The sequence below is a fragment of the Bacillus cereus group sp. BfR-BA-01524 genome (assembly GCF_022662595.1).
GTDB classification, from domain to species: Bacteria; Bacillota; Bacilli; order Bacillales; family Bacillaceae_G; genus Bacillus_A; species Bacillus_A thuringiensis_S.
The window spans coordinates 1-22,777 of record NZ_JAKUDW010000084.1; the positions used below are offsets into that span (position 1 = coordinate 1).

A 22,777-nucleotide genomic window follows, 5' to 3' on the forward strand; every position below is an offset into this window, starting at 1 on the left:
TGGGTAATGAACTCTTGTCTTCAAACCAAAAACACCTCCATTGAATTTGCATACTTAGTATGCGAATTCAGGAGGTGTTTTTTTCATGTACCACTATTCGGGTTCACTTCAAAGACGAGCAGCTTTTTCTATATAAAGGGGGTTGGGGATACAAAGTGTTAAACAAGACCTTGAGCAAGTGTATAAATGAAAGCCGTAAGAAGAGTAGCTCCACTTGCAAGTCCGATAAAGTCTGATTTGTTGAAAGTAATGTTGTTCATTATAATCTCTCCTTATTTGTTTAATGTAGTTGCAACGGCTTTTGCATCGACAAGTGCGGATAGCACCATGCCCATTGTATTTAAAAATTTATTTGATTTCATATTGTTCATCATGCGTATCCGCTCCTTTTCGAATTGTTGTTGCCCTGCTTATGTCTTAATTATAGGAGATATGTCCACTTGCAACTATCGAATTAGCTTACGAAAGACTTACACTTTTGTAAGAAAAAAAGACATTCATGTAAGAATGTCTTTCACAGCATATTGATATGATGATGTTCTTCAATTGTTTTTAAAAAACTACGCATTGAATTCGTCATATAGCTATCTTTACGGCGTATGAAAACCGTTGAAATACTGCCGTATTTTTCAGGGATTGCATGACAATGTACCTTACCTGCTTTAGAAAGATGATGGACAGCAGACTGTGGTACGAGTGTAATTCCGAGGCCGAGTGCAACGCTGTTTAATATTGTCTCTAATATATTGAATTCCATAATTCTTTTTGGTAGCAAACCTTCGTCTTTCAGCCATCGTTCTAGTTTGGAACGGTATCCACATCCTTGGTTAAAAACGAGTAGAGGCGTTGTTGTAAATTCTTCTATATGAAAAGCTTTATTTTGTGTTACAAGCATTAATTTTTCTGTACTAACATCGTATTGTTCGATTAGTGGATGTTTAATAGGACCTGATATAAAGGCACCATCTAATTGATGATCAAGTACTTCTCTAATCAATTCTTCTGTTAGACCCGCTTGTAATGATAAATCGACATTCGGATAGCTTTTATAGTAAGAAGATAAAATGGTAGGTAATGTACTTACTGTTTCTACTGTACCGATTTTTAATATACCGGAGGGTGTTTCACTATCTAAAAATACTTGTTTTAGTTCGTCGACATCTTGCAAAATTTTATTAACATAAACGAGCATTTTTCTTCCTTCAGCTGTTAAAGTCATGCCTCGTTTATGGCGGTAAAAGAGTGGGGTTTTTAATTCGTTTTCTAGTTGTTTAATACGTGCAGTTACATTTGATTGTACATAATTTAATTCCTTTGCTGCGTTACTTACACTACCCTGGTCGGCAACGCTTTTAAAGATTTGTAAGTCTCTTAATTCCATTTTGTAATCCCCCTTGATGTTAACTATCATTATAAATGATAGTTAACATCATTTTGAATCATTTTACGTGATATATTTTTTCTTTTACAATTCTCTTTGTGCAAATAGAAAGAAACGGGGGATTGCGGTGAGAAGAGGTCAAATGATAATAGGGGCTTTAGCTTGTTTAATTGCGAGTATGTCATGGGGAGCGATGTTTCCAGTTGCTGATCATGCGCTAGAATACATAGATCCATTTTATTTTTCGCTTATTCGCTATGGAGCGGTGGCGATCGTACTGATTGTATTGTTGTTAATGAAAGAAGGAAAACAGGCATTTCGTTTAGAGGGAAGAGGAAAGTTACTCGTCTTTTTTGGAACGATGGCATTTACAGTATATAATGTCCTCATATTTTTAGGGCAAATGTTAATGGGTAAGTCGGGTGTAATGGTAGCTTCCATTATGGAAGCACTTATGCCGATGATTTCTATTTGTATTTTATGGGGATATAAGCATATAAAACCGAAGAAGTATATGATAACGAGTATGGTTATTGCTTTTGTAGGAGCTGTGTTTGTTATTACAAAAGGTGACATGAGTTTCTTTGTAACATTGAAAGATAATATGTTCTCATTAGCATTTATATTTATTGGTGTTGTAGGCTGGGTTATTTATACGATGGGTGGTCAAACATGTAGTGATTGGTCAACATTACGTTATTCTACGTTGACGTGTGTATTCGGTACGACTGTTACAGGAATTATAACGGTAATTATTACGTCGCTTGGATATATTTCAGTTCCGAGTATGGGAACGATTTCTATTGTAAAATATGATTTGTTATTTATGATGACATTGCCAGGTATTGTAGCGCTACTTGCTTGGAACTACGGTGTGAAAATTTTATCATCCATTAATGGGATTTTATTTATTAATTTTGTACCAATTACGACTTTAGCTATTATGATGATGCAAGGGTATCAAATCACAATGTTTGATATTATAGGGACTGTACTTGTTATTGCAGCGCTTATTCGCAATAACGTTTGTCAGAGAAAAGAAGAAAATATAAATAAGAGAGTTTTACAAGAAGAGCAATTACGTCAAGCTGTTTAATAGGCAAATGGAGGATTTCACATGTTAGAAAGTTTATTGTTTTTCTTCGCCGTCGGAGTTGCCTGTGAGCTTGCAGCAATTAATCGAAATGGTCGTAAAAAGATAAAACAACAAGCTGAGCTGATACAGCTTTTAAAAGAATTGAAAGAAAGAAAAAATTAAAAAGACGACCGGGCATAGACGGTCGTCTTTTTCTATATAAAGGGGAAAGGGGACACAAAGTTATACAAGCGTAGCAGCGTAAATGAAAGCAGTAAGAAGAAGAGAGCCGCTAGCTAATCCTAAAAAATCTAATTTGTTAAAAGCAATGTTATTCATAATACATTCTCCTTACTTGTTTAATGTAGAAGCAACAGCTTTTGCATCGAAAAGAGCTGATAATACCATGCCCATTGTATTTAAGAAATTGTTCGTTTTCATTTTGTTCATCATATTGATCCACTCCTTTTCGAATAATTGTTGCCCTGTTTCTGACTTAATTGTATGAAATATAGTAAGAAGTAACTATCGAATTAGCTTACAAGAAAATTACACTTTTGTAAGAATTGAAATTTAACAATTCATCCTTAATTTTATTACCAACTCCTAAAACTTAGTGTTATAATTATTATAAGAATATGATTATACTTCGGATGTTTAGAAAGGAACGAAACAAATGTATAAACCAATTACATTTTTGTTGAAATATATATTTAAAACAGCTGGGAAAGTAGAAGTACAAGGAAGAGAAAAGCTACCAGAAGGTGGACCGTATGTTGTTGCGTGTACACATACAAGTTTTATGGATGTATTAATGTTAGCTACAGGGATGTATCCAACTCAAATTCATTACATGGCAAAAAAAGAGTTATTTGAAGGTAAATTCAAAAATTGGTTCTTTAAAAATGTAAATGCATTCCCTGTAGATCGTGCGAATCCGGGACCAAGTACACTTAAAATACCATCACGTTTATTAAAAGAAGGAAAGGTAGTAGGAATTTTTCCGAGTGGAACGAGATCAGCGGAAGATGTTTCATTAAAAGCGGGTGCTGTGACAATTGCGATGCGTTCTAATGTTCCGTTAGTACCAGCAGCTTATGTTGGTCCATCAAGTGTAAAAGAATTAATAAAGGGGAAAAAGGCACAATTGATTTTTGGAGATCCAATTCAAATTGAGGCTGGAGAACAAATAGATCGAAAAACCGCTATGAAAATGATGACAGATCAATTAAATGAGAAGTTTGAGGAGTTAAAAGAAGCTTTGCAATCAAATCAAAAATAAGAAAAGACGACCGGGCATAGACGGTCGTCTTTTCTATTACTATTTATAATAAAGGGGAAAGGGGACACGAAGTTATACAAGCGTAGCGGCGTAAATAAAAGCAGTAAGAAGAATCGAGCCACTAGCTAGTCCTAAAAAATCTAATTTGTTAAAAGTGATGTTATTCATAATACATTCTCCTTACTTGTTTAATGTAGAAGCAACAGCTTTTGCGTCGATAAGAGCGGAAAATACCATGCCCATTGTATTTAAGAAATTGTTCGTTTTCATTTTGTTCATCATATTAATCCGCTCCTTTTCGAATAGTTGTTACCCTGTTTCTGACTTAATTGTATGAAATGTTGCGGAAAGTCACTATCGAATTAGCTTACAGAAAAATTACACTTTTGTAAGAGAAATGAATGAAGGTGTAATGATAAGAAGATTTGACATATGTTCCTGAGATTCATTAAGTTAAAGGTAGAGGTGAGTGTATGGCTAATATTAAAGATATTGCAAAGATGGCGGGAGTTTCAGTTACGACTGTTTCGAGAGTGTTGAATGATCACCCATATGTAAGTGAAGAAAAAAGAAAAGCGGTTATAGAGATAGTTGAGAAATTGAATTACTCGCAAAACGCAAATGCTGTTCATTTATCAAAAGGAAAAACGAATATTGTTGGTGTGATTTTACCGTATATTAATCATCCGTGTTTTGATGCGATGGTGAGCGGAATGATGGAGACTGCGTTAGCGCATAATTACAGGGTGCTACTTTGCCAAACGAATTATAATAAAAAAGAAGAAATGAAAAGTTTACATATGTTAAAAACAAAACAATTGGATGGTCTTATTATTTGTTCACGTGCAAATGATTGGGAAACGATAGAACCGTATGCTTCTTACGGCGCAATAATTGCTTGTGAAGACAATGATATTTCAAACATCTCAAGTGTATATACGAATCATTCAGCGGCCTTTCAATTAGGAATGGATTATTTGATTGAGAAAGGTTATAAAAAAATTGGTTATTGTACGGGAAGAAAATTAGGGCCGAGTAGTCAAAAGCGTTTTGATGTTTATAAACAGCAATTGCAATCTATAGACGAAGAGGTTAATGAAGAATGGATTTTTACAGAATGTTTTACACTAGAAGATGGTGTGAAAGTAGCTCATAAGTTAAAAGAGATGCAGGATCTTCCTGAAGCATTAATAGTAGCAGGCGATGAGGTTGCGATTGGGGTTATGACAGAGGTTGAAAAATTAGGCATTCAAGTTCCTGAGGATTTAGCAATTATTGGCTTTGATAATCAACCTATCTCACAAGTGTTACAACTGACAACTATTGATCAAAATTTAAAGGAGATAGGGAAAACTGCTTTTGAAATGTTGCATAGAAAAGTGAATGACGAGAGTTCTGAACAAGAAAAGCTGGAAATTCCATACGAACTTGTGGAACGCTCTACAGTTTAATTTTAATCCGTTATGTGTATAATCGCATAACGGATTATTTTTTTGAAATATCTTTGACAGGAAACGCGTTTCATACTTTATAAAGGAGTTAAACCGGTTTGTAATAATCCATGGATTCTTTTCAAGTGTTAATGCAATGAATAGAATTTGGAGGAATATGCATGAATGAACTTTTATCGAGTATGAAAAAGTATGTAGATGATGATGAAAAGATTCTGGCTTTTGTGGTAGGGATATTTGAGAAGGATAATTTTATATTATCGTATCAACATGGGGTTTTTGTTGCCACTACTAGACGTCTCCTTTTTTACGGGAAATTTCCGTACTATTCTTCAACATTTAAAGAGTATTCATATTTGCATATAGATAGCATAGATTTTCATCCGTATTTTGAATTTACTTGTAATCATGAAACCATTCGCGCTAAGTATATTCAGAAAGGGAATGTGGAGCAATTTGTCCGTGCAGTTAGAGCAAATATGAATAATTAATCACCCCTCTGTTTAAACATAATATTTCAATTTTTAACAGGGAAAATGCGGAATAAAAACCACTTCTAAACCTCTAGGAGATAGTGATACAATGTCAAATGGGGGGAGGGTATGAACTATGGTTAATCAACGTATAAAGGAAATAACACTAATTACAATTGGTTCATTATTATTCGCAATTGGTATTAATTACTTTGCAATTCCAAACCGTTTATCGGAAGGTGGAATTATTGGTTTAACGGTTGTTACGTACTACTTATTTGATTGGTCACCAGGAATTGTGAACTTTGCTATAAATGCAATTTTACTAGCTGTTGGTTATAAATTTTTTGATAAGAAAACAATGATTTATACAATTTTAGGGATTGTAGAAACATCTTTGTTTTTATACGTTACAGAACATATTGAGTATCATGTAAATAGTGATACATTATTAGCAGCTTTATTTGCTGGTTTATTTGTGGGTATTGGATTAGGCTGTATGTTCAAAGCCGGAGGTACATCGGGAGGATCAGCAATCTTAGCTCAGTTAGCAAATCAATATTTAGGTTGGAGCGTAGGTAAAGGCGTACTAATTATTGATATTGTTGTAATTGCTGGTTCTGTATTTATAATAGGGCAAGAAAAGGCAATGTATACACTTGTAGCTGTGTTCATCGGAGCGAAGGTGATTGATTTCATTGTAGAAGGAATGGACACAAAAACGGCTGTTACGATTATTTCGAATCAACCAGACTTAATTCGTGAGGCTATTACGAAAAATATGACACGCGGTGTTACTGTATTAGAAGGGCGCGGCGGATATACTGGTAAAAATAAAGAAGTTTTATATGTTGTTATTAATAAACAAGAGCTTGTTAAGTTAAAACAAGTTATTAGTCGGGTAGATGAAGATGCTTTCGTTGTTATACATGATGTACGTGATGTGCTTGGCGGTGGCTTTAAAGCAAGCTAAAAGGTGAACGAGTAAATTCGTTCACCTTTTTTAATTCTTACAAAAATGTAAGTGTAATGTAATGAGATTCAATAGTAGATTTTATTTCCCCTTTTTAAAATGGATGTATATATATCCTGCAGAGGAGGAATGTTTATTATGAAGAAAAAAATGATCACTACTATAATAGCGATGATAGTGATAGTAGTAATGTTACTGCCTACGAAACTTGGACCGGTTATCGATAAATATAATCCACTGTATAAGACGAAAGAATACTATACGGTTGTGAATACAATTGGTCAGCATATTGGTGATGAGTGGTATGAATATGAATTTATTGCATTCGATGAACGTGGTAGAGAGCAGAAAATAAAGAAAACGGTTAAGCATATGTTAAAGAGAGATGAAGCATTAAAGGTTTTTGCAAAAGGACGTTACGGTGAATCGATTGAAGAAATTGAGGTTGCAAATATTCCTATAAATGCGAAGAGCAAACTTTTAACGATGAGATAGTAAAATATACCCCAGCTATTTTTTGTCGAAAATAAAAATACTGGGTAAGGGTATTTTGAAATTAACAAAAAGCCTTAGTCCATATAGACTAAGGCTTTTTTATTATATAAAGGGGAAGGGGGTACATTGTAGTAGCATAGGTGAAATGTATAAGAAGAGTAGCTACTAGCAATGTAATTTGGTTATGTGAGTGTTCTTCTTATTTGGCTTACTTTCTAACTTTATTGTACGAAATATAAGTAAGGGGAACTATCGAATTACATTACACATAACTTACAAACATGTAAGCCTTCTGTAATGTAATTCGATAGTCAAAAGATAGTAATTTTCATATAGTGTAACTAGAAAGTCTCAATATATTACTTTCTGTTTGTAATGAAGAATGAAAAACCAACTAATTTTTAATAATCCTCATCTGAATAAAGATGGGGATCTTTTTTAAAACCTTACAACATTGTAAGGTTTACGTAAGTTAATTCGATAGTAAATTTGTCATATTTTTTGCATAATAGATACAGATAGAAAAATAATTAGGGATCTAGTAAGAAGGGAGAAAAATGGGATGCGTAAAGAAGAAGTAGTGAAGTTACCAATTAAAGATTTCTGTAGCTACTTTACTGTTGCCGTAGTGTGTATTGGATTATTTGATATCATAACAAACTTAATTGTTAAATAATATAGATGCTAAAACAAGAAAGGAAGTCCTTTCTTGTTTTTTTTATGGGGGCATAAAGATGAAATGGATTGATAGTCATATACATGTTGATCAATATAAGGATGAAGAGAAGAGCAGATTACTAAAAGAGGTGGAAAATAGTAAGGAAATAAAGGGGCTTATTGCGGTATCTATGAATTATCAATCTTGTAAGGAAACGTTATCTTTAGCAAAGAAGTATCCCTTTATATATCCAGCGATAGGGTTTCATCCAGAGCAACAGATTCATAAAGAAGAGTGTGAACAGATTTATCAACTTATTGAACAGAACGCAGAGGAAATTGTTGCGATTGGTGAAGTAGGTTTGCCCTATTATTTGAGAAAAGAAGATGAAAGAATTGCTGTAGATTCATACATAGCTGTATTGAAAAAATTTATAGAACTAGCTAGTAAGTATAATTTGCCGATTATATTACACGCAGTTTATGAAGATGCTGACATTGTATGTGATTTGCTAGAGAAATATAAAGTTTCACGTGCACACTTCCATTGGTTTAAAGGAAGCGATGAAACAATGAAACGGATGATGAGAAATGGTTATTATATTTCGATTACACCGGATGTTTTACATAAGGAGAAGATTAGAAAAATCGTTTCGTATTATCCGCTTGAATATATGATGGTAGAAACAGATGGTCCGTGGGAATTTCAAGAAGATTTTATAACGCACCCAAGAATGATTCGAGAGGTATTAAAGGAAATTAGTTCTATAAAAAACATATCCATTGATAAGGTCGCAGAAACAATATATGAAAATACAAGTCGATTTTATTTGAAAGGATAGGAGAATTATAGTTTTAATCATGTAACGGAAAAAGTAAAAGTTGAATTTATTTAGTAAAATGCCAAGGTTTGATATAGGACAAAAAACCACCAAGCGTTCCGCTCGGTGGTTTTGTATTAGGATTCTAATTTTTTCGCACGTTTTAATAATAAAAGAAAGACAATGATAACGAACCCTAGTATAAGGAAGAAGCCATATTGCTTTATATAATCAATTATGTCATTCGCACTGGTTGGTTTTTCAACGTGAATGCCGTCTTTATTCGTCGTAATATGAATATCTTTCATTTTTACTTCATTCTTTTCCTTTTGTAAATCAATCCATTCTATATTTGGAATACTTTCTAGATCCTTTAACACTTCTTTTAATGGTTTCACACCTAAGTAAGGATGATAGAATGCTCCAATAATCCCATCGGATAATTTAGCAACAGATAAAGCATTTGCTTTCATTTTAGCAATAGCTTGTGGCTTATCTTCTTCAATAAAACCGACTGTTTCAGGCATTAATTTCATTCCGTGTAGAAATGATGGTGTACTTCTATATGCTGGAGAGTGCATGGATTTCCAAGTTGTATCACTTAATTGTAGTTGTCCTACATAAGTTGAAAAGTATCTTGATAATATTTCATACCCCTTTTGAGACATTGTGTAATGAGGTGCTTCAAATGCGACAGGATATAGTTTAGCATCTACAAGTTCTTGAATCCCTTTTTCGATATGATCTGTCGTATATTTTTCCTCAAACTCTTCCCCTGTTTTTACATATTGGTTATATGCCTCTATATTTGGAAAGTCATCTTTTGTCTTAGGTTTTTCATGTTTCGGTTGGCGAATTGGTTGATCTGTCTTTACGTCCCAAAATTCAAAACCTTCCCCAGTTTCACTATCATAAAATTGGTGAGTGTAACCATGCATAATAATCGCTGCGCCATCATCTTGCATAGAGCGTAAAAGATCGACTAGTTCGGGTTTATCTTTTAAATGTAGTGTTTTACCTGTCTCCGGATCTGTATATACAGGAATAACAGTGATCATGTAAGGAATCTTCTTCTCTTTTAGTAATTCAGCAATTTCTTTCAATTGATTTATATCTGCTGCTGGGTGAACATCCTCAAGACGTAAATAAGCTAATTTTTTATTGGTTTCGGGTTTTTGCTGAAAATAAGAAAATAGGCTTTCGCCAATATAATAAGATATCCAATCAAAGAGGTTAGAAGTTGCTACATAATAAGAATTATTTTGCTGTACAATTAATGGATAAGTATTATTTCCTCTTAAAGCATGTGCGAGAATTGTTCCGTTTGTATCAAGTTGTTTAATTGATCTTTCTTCTTCTAATATATTCTTTAGTTTACGTGTTGGATATTCAATTGTATCAGAGTTTATATCTTCATTTTTAAGTGTGATAAATGAAAAACGAGTAGATAACTGTTCTATATTTTGACCTAAAACTAGTAATGGTCCTGGGAAGCCTTCTAGAAATTCCTTTGCTTCAGTAGAAAGTTCTTCTTGTTTTTCACCCATGTAAATAACATGTGTATACGAAGATTTATCAGTTATTTCAGCTAACTGTTTTATGTTTTTAATTGTTATATTATTAGTGAAATGCCCTACTTGTGTATTAAGTATTTGGATATCGCTTGTAATTTGATCATCGTTTGAACTGTATAAAATAAGGGTTTTTGGTTGTTCAGTTTTTTGTGCGGAAATAGGGACAGGAATTAATAGTAGTAAACTAAATAAGAGTAACAGCCGTTTTTTCATATTATTATTCTCCTAGTTTATATTTAGAATTCAATTTACAATTATATACAATAAATGCGTTATAGTCTATGAAAGTTACATTTTTGCACGTATTTACCAGCTTTTTTTTCACAAAATCGGTCTAAAGCATGATGATAATATGTATAGTTATTTGCTATGATAAAAGAGTAGTAGAATGTAGGTAATTGTAAAGGGAAGGCTGAAAGGGGACAAATTTCAGCGGAGAAAGAGGTAGAGGTAGTGAAGAAATTCTTTGTAGGATTTTTAGTTGTTCTTGGAGTATATTTATATTTCCAAGGAAAGTCTGAAGGAATGGATAAGCTAGTGAATGGAACAAGCTATGTTGATTCAGAAGAAGCAAAACAGATGAAACAAATCATTATAGAGGAAGCGAAGAAAGTAAATCTTCCGGAATGGATACCTCTTGCAATTGCCGAGCATGAAAGTCGATTAAATCCAAGAAGTGTTGGAGATAATGGAACTTCATTTGGATTGTTTCAACTACACCGCGGCGGCGGGCTTGCACCAGAACATTTAACTGATGATGAGCTGAAAGATCCACGTACAAATGCACAAATTGCAATGCCGCATTTGATGAAAGGATATAAGCGCGGGGTGCAAAAAGGTTTGACTGATTTTGCATTACTGAAATATATAGCGAATACATCTGGATGGCCAGGGAATTTAGGGCCAGAGTGGACGGATAATAACATGAAGTATAACATCGGATTAGAAGATGTGTACTATCGAAATAAAGGTGTAATAAAAGAGTAGGTTTTCGATACCTACTCTGTTTTTTTATGAATAATTTCATCCTTTTCTTTCGTAAAATACTGCATGAGTTGTATTTTCACCTCTTCTAGTTTTGTAGAAACTTGAGGTATTTTATATCCTGCATACAGCGGTGAAACGACAAATCTAGGAACAACTTTACAAATAATTTTTCCATTTAAGTAATAGAAGAATAAGTTATAACTACTACATCCTTTATGGAAATCTGTCAGTATGTAACGTACAGTTTGCTGAATGTAATTTGCCATATCATCTATATATGAAATATTATCAATGATTATATTGAATTCAGTGAAGCCAATAATGGGACGCTCTGAAATATTAAGCTCAATGCGTTCGTTTTTTTGAACAATTACCCCTTGGAAATTTTCTTCTTCAATATTTTCAAGATAATCTACATATTTCATTCCGATAATTTGCATGTGTGCATGATGCAAACTTCCACCTGAAAATGGACCATGATTTTTGTATAAAATCACAGATGCGAACTCTTCTTTCTTCTGTAAGTGTAACCAATGTTGAATAGAAAATTGCATTAATTTCCGCATATGTTCTTCTGTATATGTTGCGATATGATCTTCGCAATTATCGGTTTCAATTAACACTGTTTGAAATGTATCTTGTAATGTAGGGAATTTATTTTTTAACCAAATAATAGAACCATCAGTTGCTAAAATATCCGTTAAATGTTCTTTATCGCAAAATGGACATGCAGCGCTTCTATTCCGAATACTTTCTGGTTTTTGTTTACCGATATCGTTTAAAAAATATAGTTGTTGTGTATCCATTTATATATATGCCCCTTTAAAATATGTGTAAAAATCCCGCTTAATACATTCGGGAAAAGGAGAAGGAAATCCTCTAAAGGCAATATGGAAAAAATAAAAGACAAGATATCCTCATTACGATAGGGTACCTTGTCTTTTATTTTTTCTCTAATAGTGTGTATGGATAATATAGAACATTTTCAGTATTTTTCTTTTTTCTATTTTTTATTGTGTATAAAGTAATTGCTGTGCTTGCAATTATAATAATGGCTTTCTTCATATTCATATACCCCTTTTTATTGTTGGTTTAATTCTTGGCTAACTGCTTTTGCATCGACTAAAGCGTGTAAAATCATTTTCACCATGTTCATCATATTTCTTCACTCCTTTTTATAGTTCATTTAGTTCTTTTACAACTGCTTGTCCGTTCACTAATACCTCAAAGATTGCTTTTACGATTTCTTTCATCATGTTTGTTTCCTCCTTTTGTTTGTCTCTCTTGTTTACATCTTTATTGTATAGGGAGGCATCTTTTCGTACTATCGCTTTCCATTACGTGAACATAACAGTTTTGTAAGATTTGATGTCACTTATTGAAATGTTTAGTCTATCTTCATTATTTTCAGAAAAATGACTATTCAAACATGAAATTGGAAAGTATAATAAAGAAGTAAGTATTAAATTCCGTACGAAAGGGGTGAATGAGATGAAACGTTCTTTAGCTGCACGTGCCAAATTTTTAGATTTTATCTATTTTTGTCGTGCGATTTTTCATGATGTAGTTGTTAACGGGATACGTATGCCCTTTTTTAACAATTGCATAGTGACTATTGAACGATAGAAATCTCTTCACCCATTTTTAATAAACGTGTGAAAAGGGAGCTATTTGGCTTCCTTTTTCTATGCCGAAAACCATGGGGAATGTTTCTTTCTCATGGTTTTTTATATTGAAAGGAGTACGGAAAATGACTATTTGTAGTGTAAATAATGTAACGAAATCTTTTGGTGGAAACATCATATTTGAAAATATATCGCTTGAAATAAAGAATGGTGAACGTGTTGGGTTAGTTGGTCGTAACGGTAGTGGGAAGACAACAATCTTTGGGCTTCTAACGGGAATGGAGAGTTTGGATGCAGGAGCCATCCATATGAAGAAAGGTACACGTATTGGTCATGTCGCACAAATTCCGAAGTTTGATGAGGTCCTGACTGTATATGATGTATTGAGTTCCGCTTTTAAAGTAGAAAAGGAATTAGAAAAAGAAATGCATGCTCTAGAAAAAAATATGGCGGAGGAGCAGGAACAATCTTCTTTGCAAAAGCTAATGGAGAGATACGGAGTAATTCAAGAAAAGTTTGCGTTCCTTGGTGGTTATGAAATAGAAGCAAATATAATGAAGGTAGCAAATGGCTTACAAGTGACAGACTTATTTTCAAGAGTATTTACGGAATTAAGTGGAGGAGAACAGACGAAAGTAAGCCTTGCATATATGCTATTGCAGAAACCAGATTTACTTCTATTAGATGAGCCAACAAATCATTTAGATTTATTTGCAGTTGAATGGTTAGAGCAATTTTTAAAAGAATACACTGGAACAGTTATGGTTATTTCACATGATCGTTATTTCCTTGATGAAGTTGTAACGAAAATTTTTGATTTGGAAGATGGAGAGATTCACGTGTACCATACGAATTATTCTCAGTTCGTTGAGGAGAAGGAAGAAAGATTACTTCAAGAGTTTCAAGCTTATCAGGAGCAACAAAAGAAAATAAAGAAAATGAAAGAAGCAATTAAGCGTCTACGTGAATGGGCAAATCAAGCGAACCCTCCGAATGAAGGATTGCATAAAAGAGCGAGAAATATGGAACGTGCGTTAGAACGTATAGAGAAATTAAAGAGGCCAATCTTAGAACGAAAACAGATGGGTCTTCAGTTTGAAGGGCAAGAGAGAAGCGGGAAAGATGTTGTTGTAATGAAAGAAGTGAGCAAAGGTTTTGCTGGCCGACCTTTATTTGAACAAGCGAATTTACATGTGCGTTTTCAAGAGCGTGCGGCTATCGTTGGTCGTAATGGCACAGGAAAGACTACATTATTAAAACTACTATTAGAAGAAATAAATCCAGACGTTGGTGAAATTCGAATTGGTAGTAGTGTCAAAATTGGTTATTTATCACAGCATACGTATGGCAATTTGAAGAGTAATGTATTGGAAGCGTTTAGAGAGTATGTAGCTGTAACCGAAGGAGAAGCAAGACATATATTGGCTAAGTTTTTATTTTATGGTCCAGCAGTATTTAAGAAAGTAACGCAACTGAGCGGTGGAGAAAAAATGAGGTTAAGACTTGCGCAACTTATGTATCAAGACATCAATTTTCTAATTTTAGATGAGCCGACAAACCATCTTGATATTGAATCAAGGGAAGTTTTAGAGGAAGCCCTTGAGCAATATAATGGAACAATCCTAGCTGTTTCACATGATCGTTATTTTTTAAATAAGTTATTTGAAAAGACGTACTGGATTGATGAATGTAAATTATTTGAGTTTGCAGGAAACTATGCATGGGCTCGTCAAAAATGGGAAGAAAAGCTTGAGAAGCAAGTAATAAAGCAGAAACGCCAAGGGAGAAAGAGTGTTGAAATGGTTCCAGTAAAAGAGAAAAAGGCTAGGAATCTTGAAGAGATTGAAAATGAGTTAATGCATGTAGAAGAAGATATATATGCAATAGAATGTGAAATGGAACATGTAGCTGATGTTGAAAGACTTGAAAAATTATATGAGGAAAAAACGATGAAAGAGTTGTTACGAGCGAAGTTATATAGTGAGTTAGAGAATATTGTGGAGTAAAGAGTAGAAAGCCACTTCCTTTCAGTTTTGCTGGAGGAAGTGGCTTTTTCATAATGATATTTTGCTTTAAAGATTAAATGAAGCGATGTGTTTCACGTGAAACAGTAACTTAGATAAATCCGTGTTCCTCAATTTGCATAGCTTGTGAAGCATATGAAATGATAAGGTGAAAAATAAATGTCATTAGTGGCTTTTCAATAGGAGTAATCACAAAAACAAAGACTAATTATTTCCCGAGAGATAAAGTGAAACTTTAATCAGTGGGGGTTTTACTGTCCGGCAAATAGCGGGATAAATATGTGTAACAGAGACTAGTGATTGAAAACGAAAAGAGAGCAAAGTTACAGCTTTACGCGCTGAACTCTGCTTTCTTTTTGTGTGGCATCTTCTCTCGTTGAAATTATAATAGCGATCCCGAGCATGATAAAAAAAGCTAAAAAGAGGACGAACTTTGGGAAGAACGGGAATAGTAATAACGCCCCGACTATCATAATTGTTAATAATACGTAGTGCAGGACGTATTGGAATAGTTTGTCCATATTTTCGCCCCCTTTTTGGTAATTGGTTATTAGTATTCTATGTTTCATGCTGAAGGAATAGAAGTAGATTTTTAAGTTTTTAATACGAATTATAGCTGAGTTTTCTTAAAGTATAAATGTAGAGGGATAATTTTGGGAAAATTCTCAAAATATTTATTTAGAAAGAATTGACAAAATATACTGAACGATATAAGCTAATAACCATAAAGTATACCGGAAAGGTCGGAATAAGATTGTTACCCCTCAAAAATATCTATTTTTTTATGATTAAAACCGACTTTTCCGATTGGTTATAAATGTTGCTGTGGGAGGCATACATAAGCTTATAAGTTCAAAGGGTATAACTATTAAACAGTTAGGGTGGGGACAATGAAGAAAAAAACAAAAAAATGGGCTGGTGTATTTTCAGTATTACTGAGTAGTTCGCTTGTGTTATCTGCTTGTGGGGGACAGGAGGATACGGCTTCTACAGAACCAGTAAAAAAGCAGGATTTAAAAGACTCTAAGATTGAATCAATTCCAGCTACAGATAAAAAGAAAAGTCCAGAGAAAGCAAATCAACGAAAAGATACTTTTATTACAGCCATTTCTAAGCCAGGGGGAGTTTTCCTTCCGTATTTCCAAGATAATGGTTGGGATGGAAATGTAACGTCTGTTATTTTTGCGTCATTAGTAACAACAGACAAACAAAGTAAACCTGTTCCGGACCTTGCAGAAAAATGGGATATTTCTGCTGACCAGTTAACATATACATTCCACTTACGTAAAAACTTAAAATTTAGTGACGGGTCGCCTTTAACAGCGGATGACGTAGCATTTACATTAACACTACTTCATGATAAAGCGTATGAAGGTGGATTGGATATTGCTCAGTATGCTGTTAAAGGTGGGAAAGAATATAAAGAAGGAAAAGCAACTTCTATTGAAGGAATCCAAGTTGTTGATCCACAGACAATTAAAATTACAACTGAAAAAGTTAATTCACAGGCGCTAACGAATTTAGGTGGCCCAGTGCTATCAAAAGCTTATTATGGAAAAGATTATAAACAAAATACAAGTTTAGACTATTTAAAAGCATTATATGGGCAACCAATTGCAGCGGGTCCATATAAATTTGAAAAATATGTTCCAGGTCAAGAAGTCCGCTTTGTTGCTAACGAAAATTATTATGCAGGTAAACCAAAAATCAAAAACTTTATTTACAAAATTACATCAGGTGATACTGGATTCCAATTATTCCAAACAGGTGAACTGGACTATAGTGGGTTTAGAGCGAACCCTGAAAATATAGACCAATTAAAAGGATTAGAGTTTGCAAATATTAATCTTGAATCATCAAGTGATATTGCTTATATCTATGTAAATAATAAGAAGTCGTATTTGAAAGATAAAAAGGTACGCCAAGCACTTACTTATGGATTAGACCGTAAGAAGTATGTGGATACAGCTTTACAAGGCTATGGCTCTGTCGCTAACGTACCAATTGCTCCAGTTTCATGGGCATATACAGAAGAAGGTATTAATAAATATCCGCACGACGTAGAAAAGGCTAAAAAATTATTGGATGAGGCTGGTTGGAAAGTAGGTTCTGACGGGGTTCGTGAAAAAGATGGTCAAAAATTAAAATTAACATACTACGCATCAAATACAGGTAAAACAAATGATATCTTTATTCCGATTGCAAAAGAAAGTTACAAAGAAATTGGTGTTGAATTAAATCCAGAGTTGATGGACTTTAATACGATGCTTTCAAAAGTAGGGAAAGGTGACTACGATTTAGCAGCAGTTTCAACACCAGGAATTAGTGATCCAAGTGAAGTTGTAAGTGAGTACTTATCAACTAATCCAAAAAGTGATACGGGTTATAATAATCCGAAAGTAGATGATTTGATTGTAAAAGGTATAGGAACGACAGATATTGAAAAACGTAAAGCGATTTATAAAGAGCTGTATAAAGAGTTAAGTGATGATCCACCAGTTATTTTATTAAACTATCGTAAACTACTTTATGCTCATAATGCACGTATAAAAGGAATTGATCCAGAAAAGTACGATAGCATTAGTTCCAATTTACCAGTGTTATCTATTGAACAATAAGGGTTGACCTAAATAATAGAAGACGTTTTTTCACACAGCAATGGAATGGTAGCTGTTTTGAAAAAATGTTCTTCTATTTTTAAGTAAATAGGATTGGGGAGACAAAAGGTGAAAACATATATCATTCGTAGGTTTCTACAAATGATTCCTACATTGTTTGGTACGTCTATTATTATCTTTTTCTTATTTGCACTCTTACCGGGTGATTATATCGATTCAAATCCAAAATTAACACCAGAGAGAGCTCAAGAATTAAGAGAGTTGTACGGTTTAAATAAACCGATTATTGAAAGGTATTTTCATTGGCTAGTGAATGCTTTGCATGGTGATTTTGGATTTTCTTTACAGTACCAAGAACCGGTAACTTCATTACTTAATAAATTCATTTGGAATACATTTATTGTTGCTGCTGCAGCTTTATTTTTCACTTGGATTATTGCTCTTATTATTGGGGTTATTTCTGCAACAAAGCAGCATTCTTGGTTTGATAGATTGGTAACAATCGGTGTCTTTGCAGCAATGTCATTTCCATCATTCTTTATCGGACTATTTTTAATTAAATTATTAGCAGTTGATTTAAAGTTATTGCCTATTGGTGGCATGATTGATATTGGGAGTAACTCAACAGGGATAGCATACATATTAGAAGTATTACGTCATATGATTCTACCTGTATTTATTTTAACGCTTCTTGGTGTAGGATCGTTAACACGCTATTTTAGAACCGGCATGTTGGATGTTATTAGGCAAGATTATATTCGTACTGCTCGTGCAAAAGGTTTAAAAGAAAGGACCGTTATTTATAAACATGCATTGAAAAATGCAATTTTTCCAGCAATTACATTACTCGCTTTTGAATTACCGGGTTTATTTTCAGGAGCTATTATTATTGAACAGATTTTTAATTGGCCAGGGATTGGGAGTATTCAATTAGAAGCATTAAACTTCCGTGATTATACGGTATTAATGGCCTTTACAATGTTTCTTTCTTGTTTAACGATTATGGCTAATTTCTTAGCTGATATTGTATATGCGTTTGTTGATCCAAGAATTCGATTGAAGTAAGGGGGGAAAGATATGGAGACTATTACACCCATAATAGAGAAAAAGAAAGAACGGAAAAAGAGAAATGAATCATCACCATGGCGCCAAGCGTATAAAAAAATCAAGAAAAATAAGATGGCACTGTGTGGCTTATACGTTTTAATATTTATGTTTTTATTTAGTTTTATCGGTCCAATCTTTTCACCGTATGCTGATGGGAAAGTACAAGTAACACAAATTAATAAACCACCCAGCCTGTCACATTGGCTTGGAACAGACCAGTTGGGACGGGATATTTTAACTAGACTTATGCAAGCAGGGCGTATTTCATTAACAATTGGTTTAGCGTCGATGCTACTATCCGTTATACTAGGTGCTCTATTAGGAGCCATTGCTGGTTTTTATCGAGGAGTTGTAGATCATTTAATTATGCGTGTTGCAGATGTCTTAATGTCCATTCCAGGATTACCGCTACTTATTATAATGGGAGCAATTTTATCAGAATGGAAATTACCATCGGAGTACCGTTTATATGTTGTAATGATTATTTTAAGTTTAGTAGGATGGCCAGGACTTGCCCGTCTTGTGAGAGGACAAATTTTAACATTGCGGGAGCAAGCCTTTATGCAAGCGGCAGATGTATTAGGATTAAAAGATTCTCGAAAAATCATTCATCATCTAATTCCTAACGTCTTTCCGTTACTTATTGTTGTAGCAACTTTGGGTGTGGCTGGATCTATTTTAAGTGAGTCCGCGCTAAGCTACTTAGGTCTCGGCGTCGTCCCACCTACACCATCATGGGGGAACATGATTAGCGCAGCTAACTCATTAATTGATTTCCAAAAGCGTCCGTGGTTATGGATTCCGCCTGGTTTTGCAATCTTTATAACAGTTGTATCAATTAATTTACTTGGTGATGCACTTCGTGATGCGTTAGATCCAAAGATGAGACGGTAGGTGAGAAGGTATGAGTAGAGCGGTAGTAGAGCTAAAAGACTTACAAACACACTTTCAAACGGAGGAAGGGACAGTGAAGGCTGTAAACCATGTTAGCTTTGCTGTTCGAGAAGGTGAAACGGTTTGTGTAGTAGGAGAATCAGGTTGCGGGAAGAGTGTAACGGCTTTATCTATTATGGGGCTTATTGCTGAATCTGGCAGTGTAGTAGGTGGAGACATTTTATATGAAGGAAAAAGTCTTTTAGGAATGAAAGAGAAAGAACTTCGTAGTTTACGAGGCAATGATATTGCGATGATTTTCCAAGAACCGATGACATCGCTAAATCCCGTCTTCACTGTAGGTGAGCAAATTGTAGAAACGCTAAGGGAGCATGAATTACTTAGTAAAAATGAAGCGTATAAGAAAGCAATTGAGTTAATTCGTAAAGTTGGCATAGCCCGTGCTGATGAAATTGTCCATTCTTATCCGCATGAACTGAGCGGCGGGATGTTACAACGTATTATGATTGCTGTTGCGCTTAGTTGTAATCCTAAGTTATTAATTGCAGATGAACCAACAACAGCTCTTGATGTTACGATTCAAGCTCAAATATTGGATTTACTAAGACAAGTGAAAGAAGAATTTAAAACGTCGATCTTATTAATTACACATGATTTAGGTGTCGTAGCAGAAATGGCTGATTACGTTGTCGTTATGTATGGCGGGAAAGTTATTGAAGAAGCTCCGGTATTAGAGATATTCCAAAATCCAAAACATCCTTATACGAAAGGATTATTGAAATCAAAACCAGTAATGGGAAAACGAATAGATAAACTATATTCTATTCCAGGGCAAGTTCCAAATTTAGTTGGTTTAGGTGAGTTTTGTTACTTTAGTGGGCGTTGTGAGCATTGTATGGAAATATGTGAAAAAGAAGCCCCAAATCTAAATGTAAATGATGAAAATCATAAAGTAGCTTGCTGGTTATATGAGGAGCGTGCGGAGCAATGAGTGAACCATTATTAGAGGTGAAAAACCTAAAGACATATTTTCCAATTAAAGGTGGCATATTTAGTAGAACGATCGGACATGTAAAAGCAGTTGATGGAGTAAGTTTTACTATTAATAAAGGCGAAGTGTTTGGTCTCGTTGGCGAATCAGGGAGCGGAAAAACAACGATAGGAAAAACAATTTTACGTCTCGTTCAAAAAACGGAGGGGGAAGTGAAGTTTAAAGGGAAAGATGTTCATTCTTTATCGAAGGATGAATTGAGAAAACATCGCCCTAATATGCAGCTCGTTTTTCAAGATCCATTTAGCTCATTAAATCCTAGAATGAGAATTAGAGAAGCGCTTGGAGAGCCGATGTTGGCCCACGGATTAGCGACGAAAGAAAATGTTCGTGAAAAGGTAATTGAAGTATTGGAGTTATGTGGCTTAGCTCCTTATCATATTGACCGGTATCCCCATGAGTTTTCTGGTGGACAACGTCAGCGTATCGTAATCGCAAGGGCTATGGTATTAAATCCAGAATTCATTGTAGCTGATGAACCTGTGGCGGCACTAGATGTATCTATCCAAGCACAAATTATTAATTTATTTAGTGAGTTACAGGAGAAAAAGGGATTATCTTATTTATTCATTTCACATGATTTGAGTGTAGTAGAACATTTATGTACGAAAATCGGAATTATGTATTTAGGTACGATTGTGGAGACGGCGCCGCGTGATGAGTTATTTACCAATCCGCTACATCCGTATACAAAAGCATTGTTATCAGCCGTTCCAATACCAGATCCAACAGTGAAGCGAGAGCGAATTATACTAGAAGGGGATATTCCAAGTCCAGCAAATCCACCTTCGGGTTGTCGTTTTCATACACGTTGCCCGTTTGCAACAGATGTTTGTAAAAAAACAATACCAGAATTTCGTAATGTTGGTGATGATCATTTTGTTTCTTGTCATCATGTATAAAAAAAGGACTCTTTCAAATGGAAAGAGTCCTTTTTTTATTTACTAGATGAAGTTTGTTTCAATACAAATTGCTCGATTGCGTGAGCAACACCATGTTCATTGTTTGTTAATGTTACAACATCACATAGTTTTTTTACATCTTCTTCAGCGTTGCCCATTGCAACAGATAAGCCTGCTACTTCTAACATTGGTACATCATTAAAATTATCACCAATAGCAACTGTATTTTCAATAGGAATATTAAAATGAGCTGCCATCTGCTGTAGCCCGTTTCCTTTATGTCCATTCTTATCCATAATTTCTAAGTTAGTAGGAGCTGATGCTGTAACCATAATATCAGCGTCTTCTTGTAACACGCTTAATAGCTGTGCGCGATGCGCTGCATTAAATGTTGAAATGAAGAATTTAGATATTTCTAGTTCTTGGTTATTTACAACATCTTCTATTTTTTTGAAATCAGTAATTAAGTTCGATTTCTTTTGCTTTTCTGTAATTCGTTCAAGTTCCTCTAATGTAACATCAAGCGCCTGCTTATTTTCTTCGAACGCTTGCATCACTTGATCTTGCCATGTATATGGAGAATAAACTCCTTTATTTGTATATAACTTATATGGGAAACTTTCAGATTCTAGTAATTTTGCAAGTTTGTACACTTTGTCGTTTTGTATACAACGCGAGTTAATTACTTTTCCATCCACATAAACAATAGCCCCATTGCTTGCTCCGACTGGAAGAGATAATTTATATTCTTCCAATAGCTTTAAAGCATCCTCTTTCGCACGACCAGAACAAATCATTACAATATGACCAGCTTCTTGTGCAGTTTGGATTGCTTGTAGGTTTTCTTTGGAGATTTCAAGATTAGATGATAGTAGTGTACCATCCATATCTAATGCGATTAATTTCAAAATGACCACCTCTTTGTTTTTATTATACATAGTTATATAGAGGAAACATATAAACTTATCTTGGAAAGACGGTATTTTATCTCATATTAAAAGTAAGTAAAGATTAGATAGGTTTAGTGTCACTAAATAAACTGTTTGTAACAAAAATAGAGAGGAGTATGACTATATTTCACTTTATGACTGTAATATTACACGAATGTTACAAACGTGAACTTAGTGAAAAGTGCATTAAATAAAGGTTTTTGGGGATTATTATAAAAAAACGTAAAAAAAGTGTAATAAATTTCACGTTATTATATTGCAACGTAACAATAGTTATGTTACATTAATGTTACAAACGTTACGTTATCAAATTTAATGTAACGTTAACATAAAAACTATGAAATAAACATTTCTTAGAAATTACATATAGATAACTTATGAAAAGGGAGGATAAATGATATGAAAGAGCAAGTATTACAAGTAACAAAAGGTGACTT

Annotated in this window: 25 protein-coding genes; 16 read left to right on the forward strand and 9 right to left on the reverse strand. The window is 34.2% G+C overall.

Going from position 1 to position 22,777, the window contains the following annotated elements; translation table 11 throughout:
- Window positions 1-158 precede the first annotated feature (158 nt).
- Entirely contained in the window at window positions 159-260 is a 102-nt protein-coding gene (locus tag MR170_RS23325) for a DUF3948 family protein (RefSeq protein ID WP_001060018.1), read from the reverse strand.
- A gap of 254 nt (window positions 261-514) precedes the next feature.
- Window positions 515-1,381 (reverse strand): LysR family transcriptional regulator, encoded by an 867-nt coding sequence (locus MR170_RS23330; RefSeq protein ID WP_000423024.1) that lies wholly within the window; start codon window positions 1,379-1,381, stop codon window positions 515-517.
- Window positions 1,382-1,508: 127 nt separating this feature from the next.
- Here MR170_RS23330 and MR170_RS23335 point away from each other — a divergent pair, with 127 nt between their 5' ends.
- Both MR170_RS23335 and MR170_RS23340 read left to right on the forward strand, forming a co-directional pair.
- Complete coding sequence (locus tag MR170_RS23335) at window positions 1,509-2,477, forward strand: DMT family transporter (RefSeq protein WP_016083974.1); 969 nt, start codon at window positions 1,509-1,511, stop codon at window positions 2,475-2,477.
- A gap of 21 nt (window positions 2,478-2,498) precedes the next feature.
- Window positions 2,499-2,639, forward strand: coding sequence for a YrzO family protein (locus MR170_RS23340; RefSeq protein WP_000894065.1), 141 nt, complete (start codon window positions 2,499-2,501; stop codon window positions 2,637-2,639).
- Window positions 2,640-2,699: 60 nt separating this feature from the next.
- Here the strand turns inward: MR170_RS23340 and MR170_RS23345 are convergent, their stop codons facing one another.
- On the reverse strand, window positions 2,700-2,795 hold the full coding sequence (locus MR170_RS23345; protein WP_001059387.1) for a DUF3948 family protein: 96 nt from the start codon (window positions 2,793-2,795) through the stop codon (window positions 2,700-2,702).
- Window positions 2,796-3,132: 337 nt separating this feature from the next.
- On the opposite strand from MR170_RS23345, the gene MR170_RS23350 reads away from it, so the two are divergent.
- Window positions 3,133-3,738 carry a lysophospholipid acyltransferase family protein gene (locus tag MR170_RS23350; protein WP_000277778.1) on the forward strand — a complete coding sequence of 202 codons (606 nt, stop codon included), beginning with the start codon at window positions 3,133-3,135 and terminating at the stop codon, window positions 3,736-3,738.
- 72 nt (window positions 3,739-3,810) lie between these two features.
- Here the strand turns inward: MR170_RS23350 and MR170_RS23355 are convergent, their stop codons facing one another.
- A complete protein-coding gene (locus MR170_RS23355) occupies window positions 3,811-3,906 on the reverse strand; it encodes a DUF3948 family protein (protein ID WP_001059999.1) in 96 nt (31 codons plus the stop codon).
- Window positions 3,907-4,211: 305 nt separating this feature from the next.
- Between MR170_RS23355 and MR170_RS23360 the strand changes: the two genes are divergently transcribed.
- The 5 genes from MR170_RS23360 (at window position 4,212) to MR170_RS23380 (ending at window position 8,629) form a co-directional block, all read left to right on the forward strand.
- Window positions 4,212-5,189, forward strand: coding sequence for a LacI family DNA-binding transcriptional regulator (locus MR170_RS23360; protein ID WP_001273903.1), 978 nt, complete (start codon window positions 4,212-4,214; stop codon window positions 5,187-5,189).
- 161 nt (window positions 5,190-5,350) lie between these two features.
- Window positions 5,351-5,680 carry a PH domain-containing protein gene (locus tag MR170_RS23365; protein WP_029441448.1) on the forward strand — a complete coding sequence of 110 codons (330 nt, stop codon included), beginning with the start codon at window positions 5,351-5,353 and terminating at the stop codon, window positions 5,678-5,680.
- Between the two features lie 118 nt (window positions 5,681-5,798).
- Complete coding sequence (locus tag MR170_RS23370) at window positions 5,799-6,635, forward strand: YitT family protein (RefSeq protein ID WP_000248045.1); 837 nt, start codon at window positions 5,799-5,801, stop codon at window positions 6,633-6,635.
- Window positions 6,636-6,773: 138 nt separating this feature from the next.
- On the forward strand, window positions 6,774-7,130 hold the full coding sequence (locus tag MR170_RS23375) for a YxeA family protein (protein ID WP_016083971.1): 357 nt from the start codon (window positions 6,774-6,776) through the stop codon (window positions 7,128-7,130).
- Between the two features lie 734 nt (window positions 7,131-7,864).
- Window positions 7,865-8,629, forward strand: a complete 765-nt coding sequence (locus MR170_RS23380) for a TatD family hydrolase (RefSeq protein WP_242309509.1) — start codon at window positions 7,865-7,867, stop codon at window positions 8,627-8,629.
- 116 nt (window positions 8,630-8,745) lie between these two features.
- Here MR170_RS23380 and MR170_RS23385 read toward each other — a convergent pair whose 3' ends face one another.
- Complete coding sequence (locus tag MR170_RS23385; RefSeq protein WP_242309511.1) at window positions 8,746-10,395, reverse strand: DUF2334 domain-containing protein; 1,650 nt, start codon at window positions 10,393-10,395, stop codon at window positions 8,746-8,748.
- Between the two features lie 240 nt (window positions 10,396-10,635).
- Between MR170_RS23385 and MR170_RS23390 the strand changes: the two genes are divergently transcribed.
- A complete protein-coding gene (locus MR170_RS23390) occupies window positions 10,636-11,169 on the forward strand; it encodes a transglycosylase SLT domain-containing protein (RefSeq protein ID WP_000713249.1) in 534 nt (177 codons plus the stop codon).
- Window positions 11,170-11,180: 11 nt separating this feature from the next.
- Here MR170_RS23390 and MR170_RS23395 read toward each other — a convergent pair whose 3' ends face one another.
- Both MR170_RS23395 and MR170_RS23400 read right to left on the reverse strand, forming a co-directional pair.
- Window positions 11,181-11,975: a DUF4931 domain-containing protein gene (locus MR170_RS23395; protein WP_242309513.1), complete on the reverse strand. Its 795-nt coding sequence runs from the start codon at window positions 11,973-11,975 to the stop codon at window positions 11,181-11,183.
- Window positions 11,976-12,111: 136 nt separating this feature from the next.
- A complete protein-coding gene (locus MR170_RS23400; RefSeq protein WP_002083998.1) occupies window positions 12,112-12,240 on the reverse strand; it encodes a hypothetical protein in 129 nt (42 codons plus the stop codon).
- A 420-nt stretch (window positions 12,241-12,660) separates the two neighbouring features.
- On the opposite strand from MR170_RS23400, the gene MR170_RS32510 reads away from it, so the two are divergent.
- Together MR170_RS32510 and abc-f are read left to right on the forward strand one after the other, a co-directional pair.
- Window positions 12,661-12,795 carry an RAxF-45 family protein gene (locus tag MR170_RS32510; protein ID WP_000830643.1) on the forward strand — a complete coding sequence of 45 codons (135 nt, stop codon included), beginning with the start codon at window positions 12,661-12,663 and terminating at the stop codon, window positions 12,793-12,795.
- A 73-nt stretch (window positions 12,796-12,868) separates the two neighbouring features.
- On the forward strand, window positions 12,869-14,800 hold the full coding sequence (gene abc-f, locus MR170_RS23410) for a ribosomal protection-like ABC-F family protein (RefSeq protein WP_142286855.1): 1,932 nt from the start codon (window positions 12,869-12,871) through the stop codon (window positions 14,798-14,800).
- A gap of 341 nt (window positions 14,801-15,141) precedes the next feature.
- Here the strand turns inward: abc-f and MR170_RS23415 are convergent, their stop codons facing one another.
- On the reverse strand, window positions 15,142-15,339 hold the full coding sequence (locus MR170_RS23415; protein ID WP_016083966.1) for a hypothetical protein: 198 nt from the start codon (window positions 15,337-15,339) through the stop codon (window positions 15,142-15,144).
- Window positions 15,340-15,708: 369 nt separating this feature from the next.
- On the opposite strand from MR170_RS23415, the gene MR170_RS23420 reads away from it, so the two are divergent.
- The 5 genes from MR170_RS23420 (at window position 15,709) to MR170_RS23440 (ending at window position 21,390) form a co-directional block, all read left to right on the forward strand.
- On the forward strand, window positions 15,709-17,436 hold the full coding sequence (locus MR170_RS23420; protein WP_000730676.1) for an ABC transporter substrate-binding protein: 1,728 nt from the start codon (window positions 15,709-15,711) through the stop codon (window positions 17,434-17,436).
- Window positions 17,437-17,544: 108 nt separating this feature from the next.
- Window positions 17,545-18,501 (forward strand): ABC transporter permease, encoded by a 957-nt coding sequence (locus tag MR170_RS23425; RefSeq protein WP_140153267.1) that lies wholly within the window; start codon window positions 17,545-17,547, stop codon window positions 18,499-18,501.
- 12 nt (window positions 18,502-18,513) lie between these two features.
- A complete protein-coding gene (gene opp4C, locus MR170_RS23430) occupies window positions 18,514-19,437 on the forward strand; it encodes an oligopeptide ABC transporter permease (RefSeq protein ID WP_000447957.1) in 924 nt (307 codons plus the stop codon).
- Window positions 19,438-19,447: 10 nt separating this feature from the next.
- On the forward strand, window positions 19,448-20,428 hold the full coding sequence (locus MR170_RS23435) for an ABC transporter ATP-binding protein (RefSeq protein WP_000085614.1): 981 nt from the start codon (window positions 19,448-19,450) through the stop codon (window positions 20,426-20,428).
- Window positions 20,425-21,390 carry an ABC transporter ATP-binding protein gene (locus tag MR170_RS23440; protein WP_242309515.1) on the forward strand — a complete coding sequence of 322 codons (966 nt, stop codon included), beginning with the start codon at window positions 20,425-20,427 and terminating at the stop codon, window positions 21,388-21,390. Before MR170_RS23435 ends, MR170_RS23440 begins: the two co-directional genes overlap by 4 nt.
- Before the next feature lie 35 nt (window positions 21,391-21,425).
- Here MR170_RS23440 and MR170_RS23445 read toward each other — a convergent pair whose 3' ends face one another.
- Complete coding sequence (locus MR170_RS23445) at window positions 21,426-22,298, reverse strand: Cof-type HAD-IIB family hydrolase (protein ID WP_242309517.1); 873 nt, start codon at window positions 22,296-22,298, stop codon at window positions 21,426-21,428.
- Window positions 22,299-22,777: the final 479 nt, after the last annotated feature.

What these genes read in the sequence shown, in the direction of transcription:
- MR170_RS23360 (WP_001273903.1), top strand. Translation starts at nt 4,212, where the DNA reads ATGGCTAATATTAAAGATATTGCAAAGATGGCGGGAGTTTCAGTTACG.
- MR170_RS32510 (WP_000830643.1), top strand. Translation starts at nt 12,661, where the DNA reads ATGAAACGTTCTTTAGCTGCACGTGCCAAATTTTTAGATTTTATCTAT.
- abc-f (WP_142286855.1), top strand. Translation starts at nt 12,869, where the DNA reads ATGGGGAATGTTTCTTTCTCATGGTTTTTTATATTGAAAGGAGTACGG.
- MR170_RS23375 (WP_016083971.1), top strand. Translation starts at nt 6,774, where the DNA reads ATGAAGAAAAAAATGATCACTACTATAATAGCGATGATAGTGATAGTA.
- MR170_RS23400 (WP_002083998.1), bottom strand. Translation starts at nt 12,240, where the DNA reads ATGAATATGAAGAAAGCCATTATTATAATTGCAAGCACAGCAATTACT.
- MR170_RS23395 (WP_242309513.1), bottom strand. Translation starts at nt 11,975, where the DNA reads ATGGATACACAACAACTATATTTTTTAAACGATATCGGTAAACAAAAA.
- MR170_RS23350 (WP_000277778.1), top strand. Translation starts at nt 3,133, where the DNA reads ATGTATAAACCAATTACATTTTTGTTGAAATATATATTTAAAACAGCT.
- MR170_RS23435 (WP_000085614.1), top strand. Translation starts at nt 19,448, where the DNA reads ATGAGTAGAGCGGTAGTAGAGCTAAAAGACTTACAAACACACTTTCAA.
- MR170_RS23415 (WP_016083966.1), bottom strand. Translation starts at nt 15,339, where the DNA reads ATGGACAAACTATTCCAATACGTCCTGCACTACGTATTATTAACAATT.
- MR170_RS23370 (WP_000248045.1), top strand. Translation starts at nt 5,799, where the DNA reads ATGGTTAATCAACGTATAAAGGAAATAACACTAATTACAATTGGTTCA.
- MR170_RS23420 (WP_000730676.1), top strand. Translation starts at nt 15,709, where the DNA reads ATGAAGAAAAAAACAAAAAAATGGGCTGGTGTATTTTCAGTATTACTG.
- opp4C (WP_000447957.1), top strand. Translation starts at nt 18,514, where the DNA reads ATGGAGACTATTACACCCATAATAGAGAAAAAGAAAGAACGGAAAAAG.
- MR170_RS23340 (WP_000894065.1), top strand. Translation starts at nt 2,499, where the DNA reads ATGTTAGAAAGTTTATTGTTTTTCTTCGCCGTCGGAGTTGCCTGTGAG.
- MR170_RS23325 (WP_001060018.1), bottom strand. Translation starts at nt 260, where the DNA reads ATGAACAACATTACTTTCAACAAATCAGACTTTATCGGACTTGCAAGT.
- MR170_RS23385 (WP_242309511.1), bottom strand. Translation starts at nt 10,395, where the DNA reads ATGAAAAAACGGCTGTTACTCTTATTTAGTTTACTACTATTAATTCCT.
- MR170_RS23330 (WP_000423024.1), bottom strand. Translation starts at nt 1,381, where the DNA reads ATGGAATTAAGAGACTTACAAATCTTTAAAAGCGTTGCCGACCAGGGT.
- MR170_RS23365 (WP_029441448.1), top strand. Translation starts at nt 5,351, where the DNA reads ATGAATGAACTTTTATCGAGTATGAAAAAGTATGTAGATGATGATGAA.
- MR170_RS23440 (WP_242309515.1), top strand. Translation starts at nt 20,425, where the DNA reads ATGAGTGAACCATTATTAGAGGTGAAAAACCTAAAGACATATTTTCCA.
- MR170_RS23355 (WP_001059999.1), bottom strand. Translation starts at nt 3,906, where the DNA reads ATGAATAACATCACTTTTAACAAATTAGATTTTTTAGGACTAGCTAGT.
- MR170_RS23380 (WP_242309509.1), top strand. Translation starts at nt 7,865, where the DNA reads ATGAAATGGATTGATAGTCATATACATGTTGATCAATATAAGGATGAA.
- MR170_RS23345 (WP_001059387.1), bottom strand. Translation starts at nt 2,795, where the DNA reads ATGAATAACATTGCTTTTAACAAATTAGATTTTTTAGGATTAGCTAGC.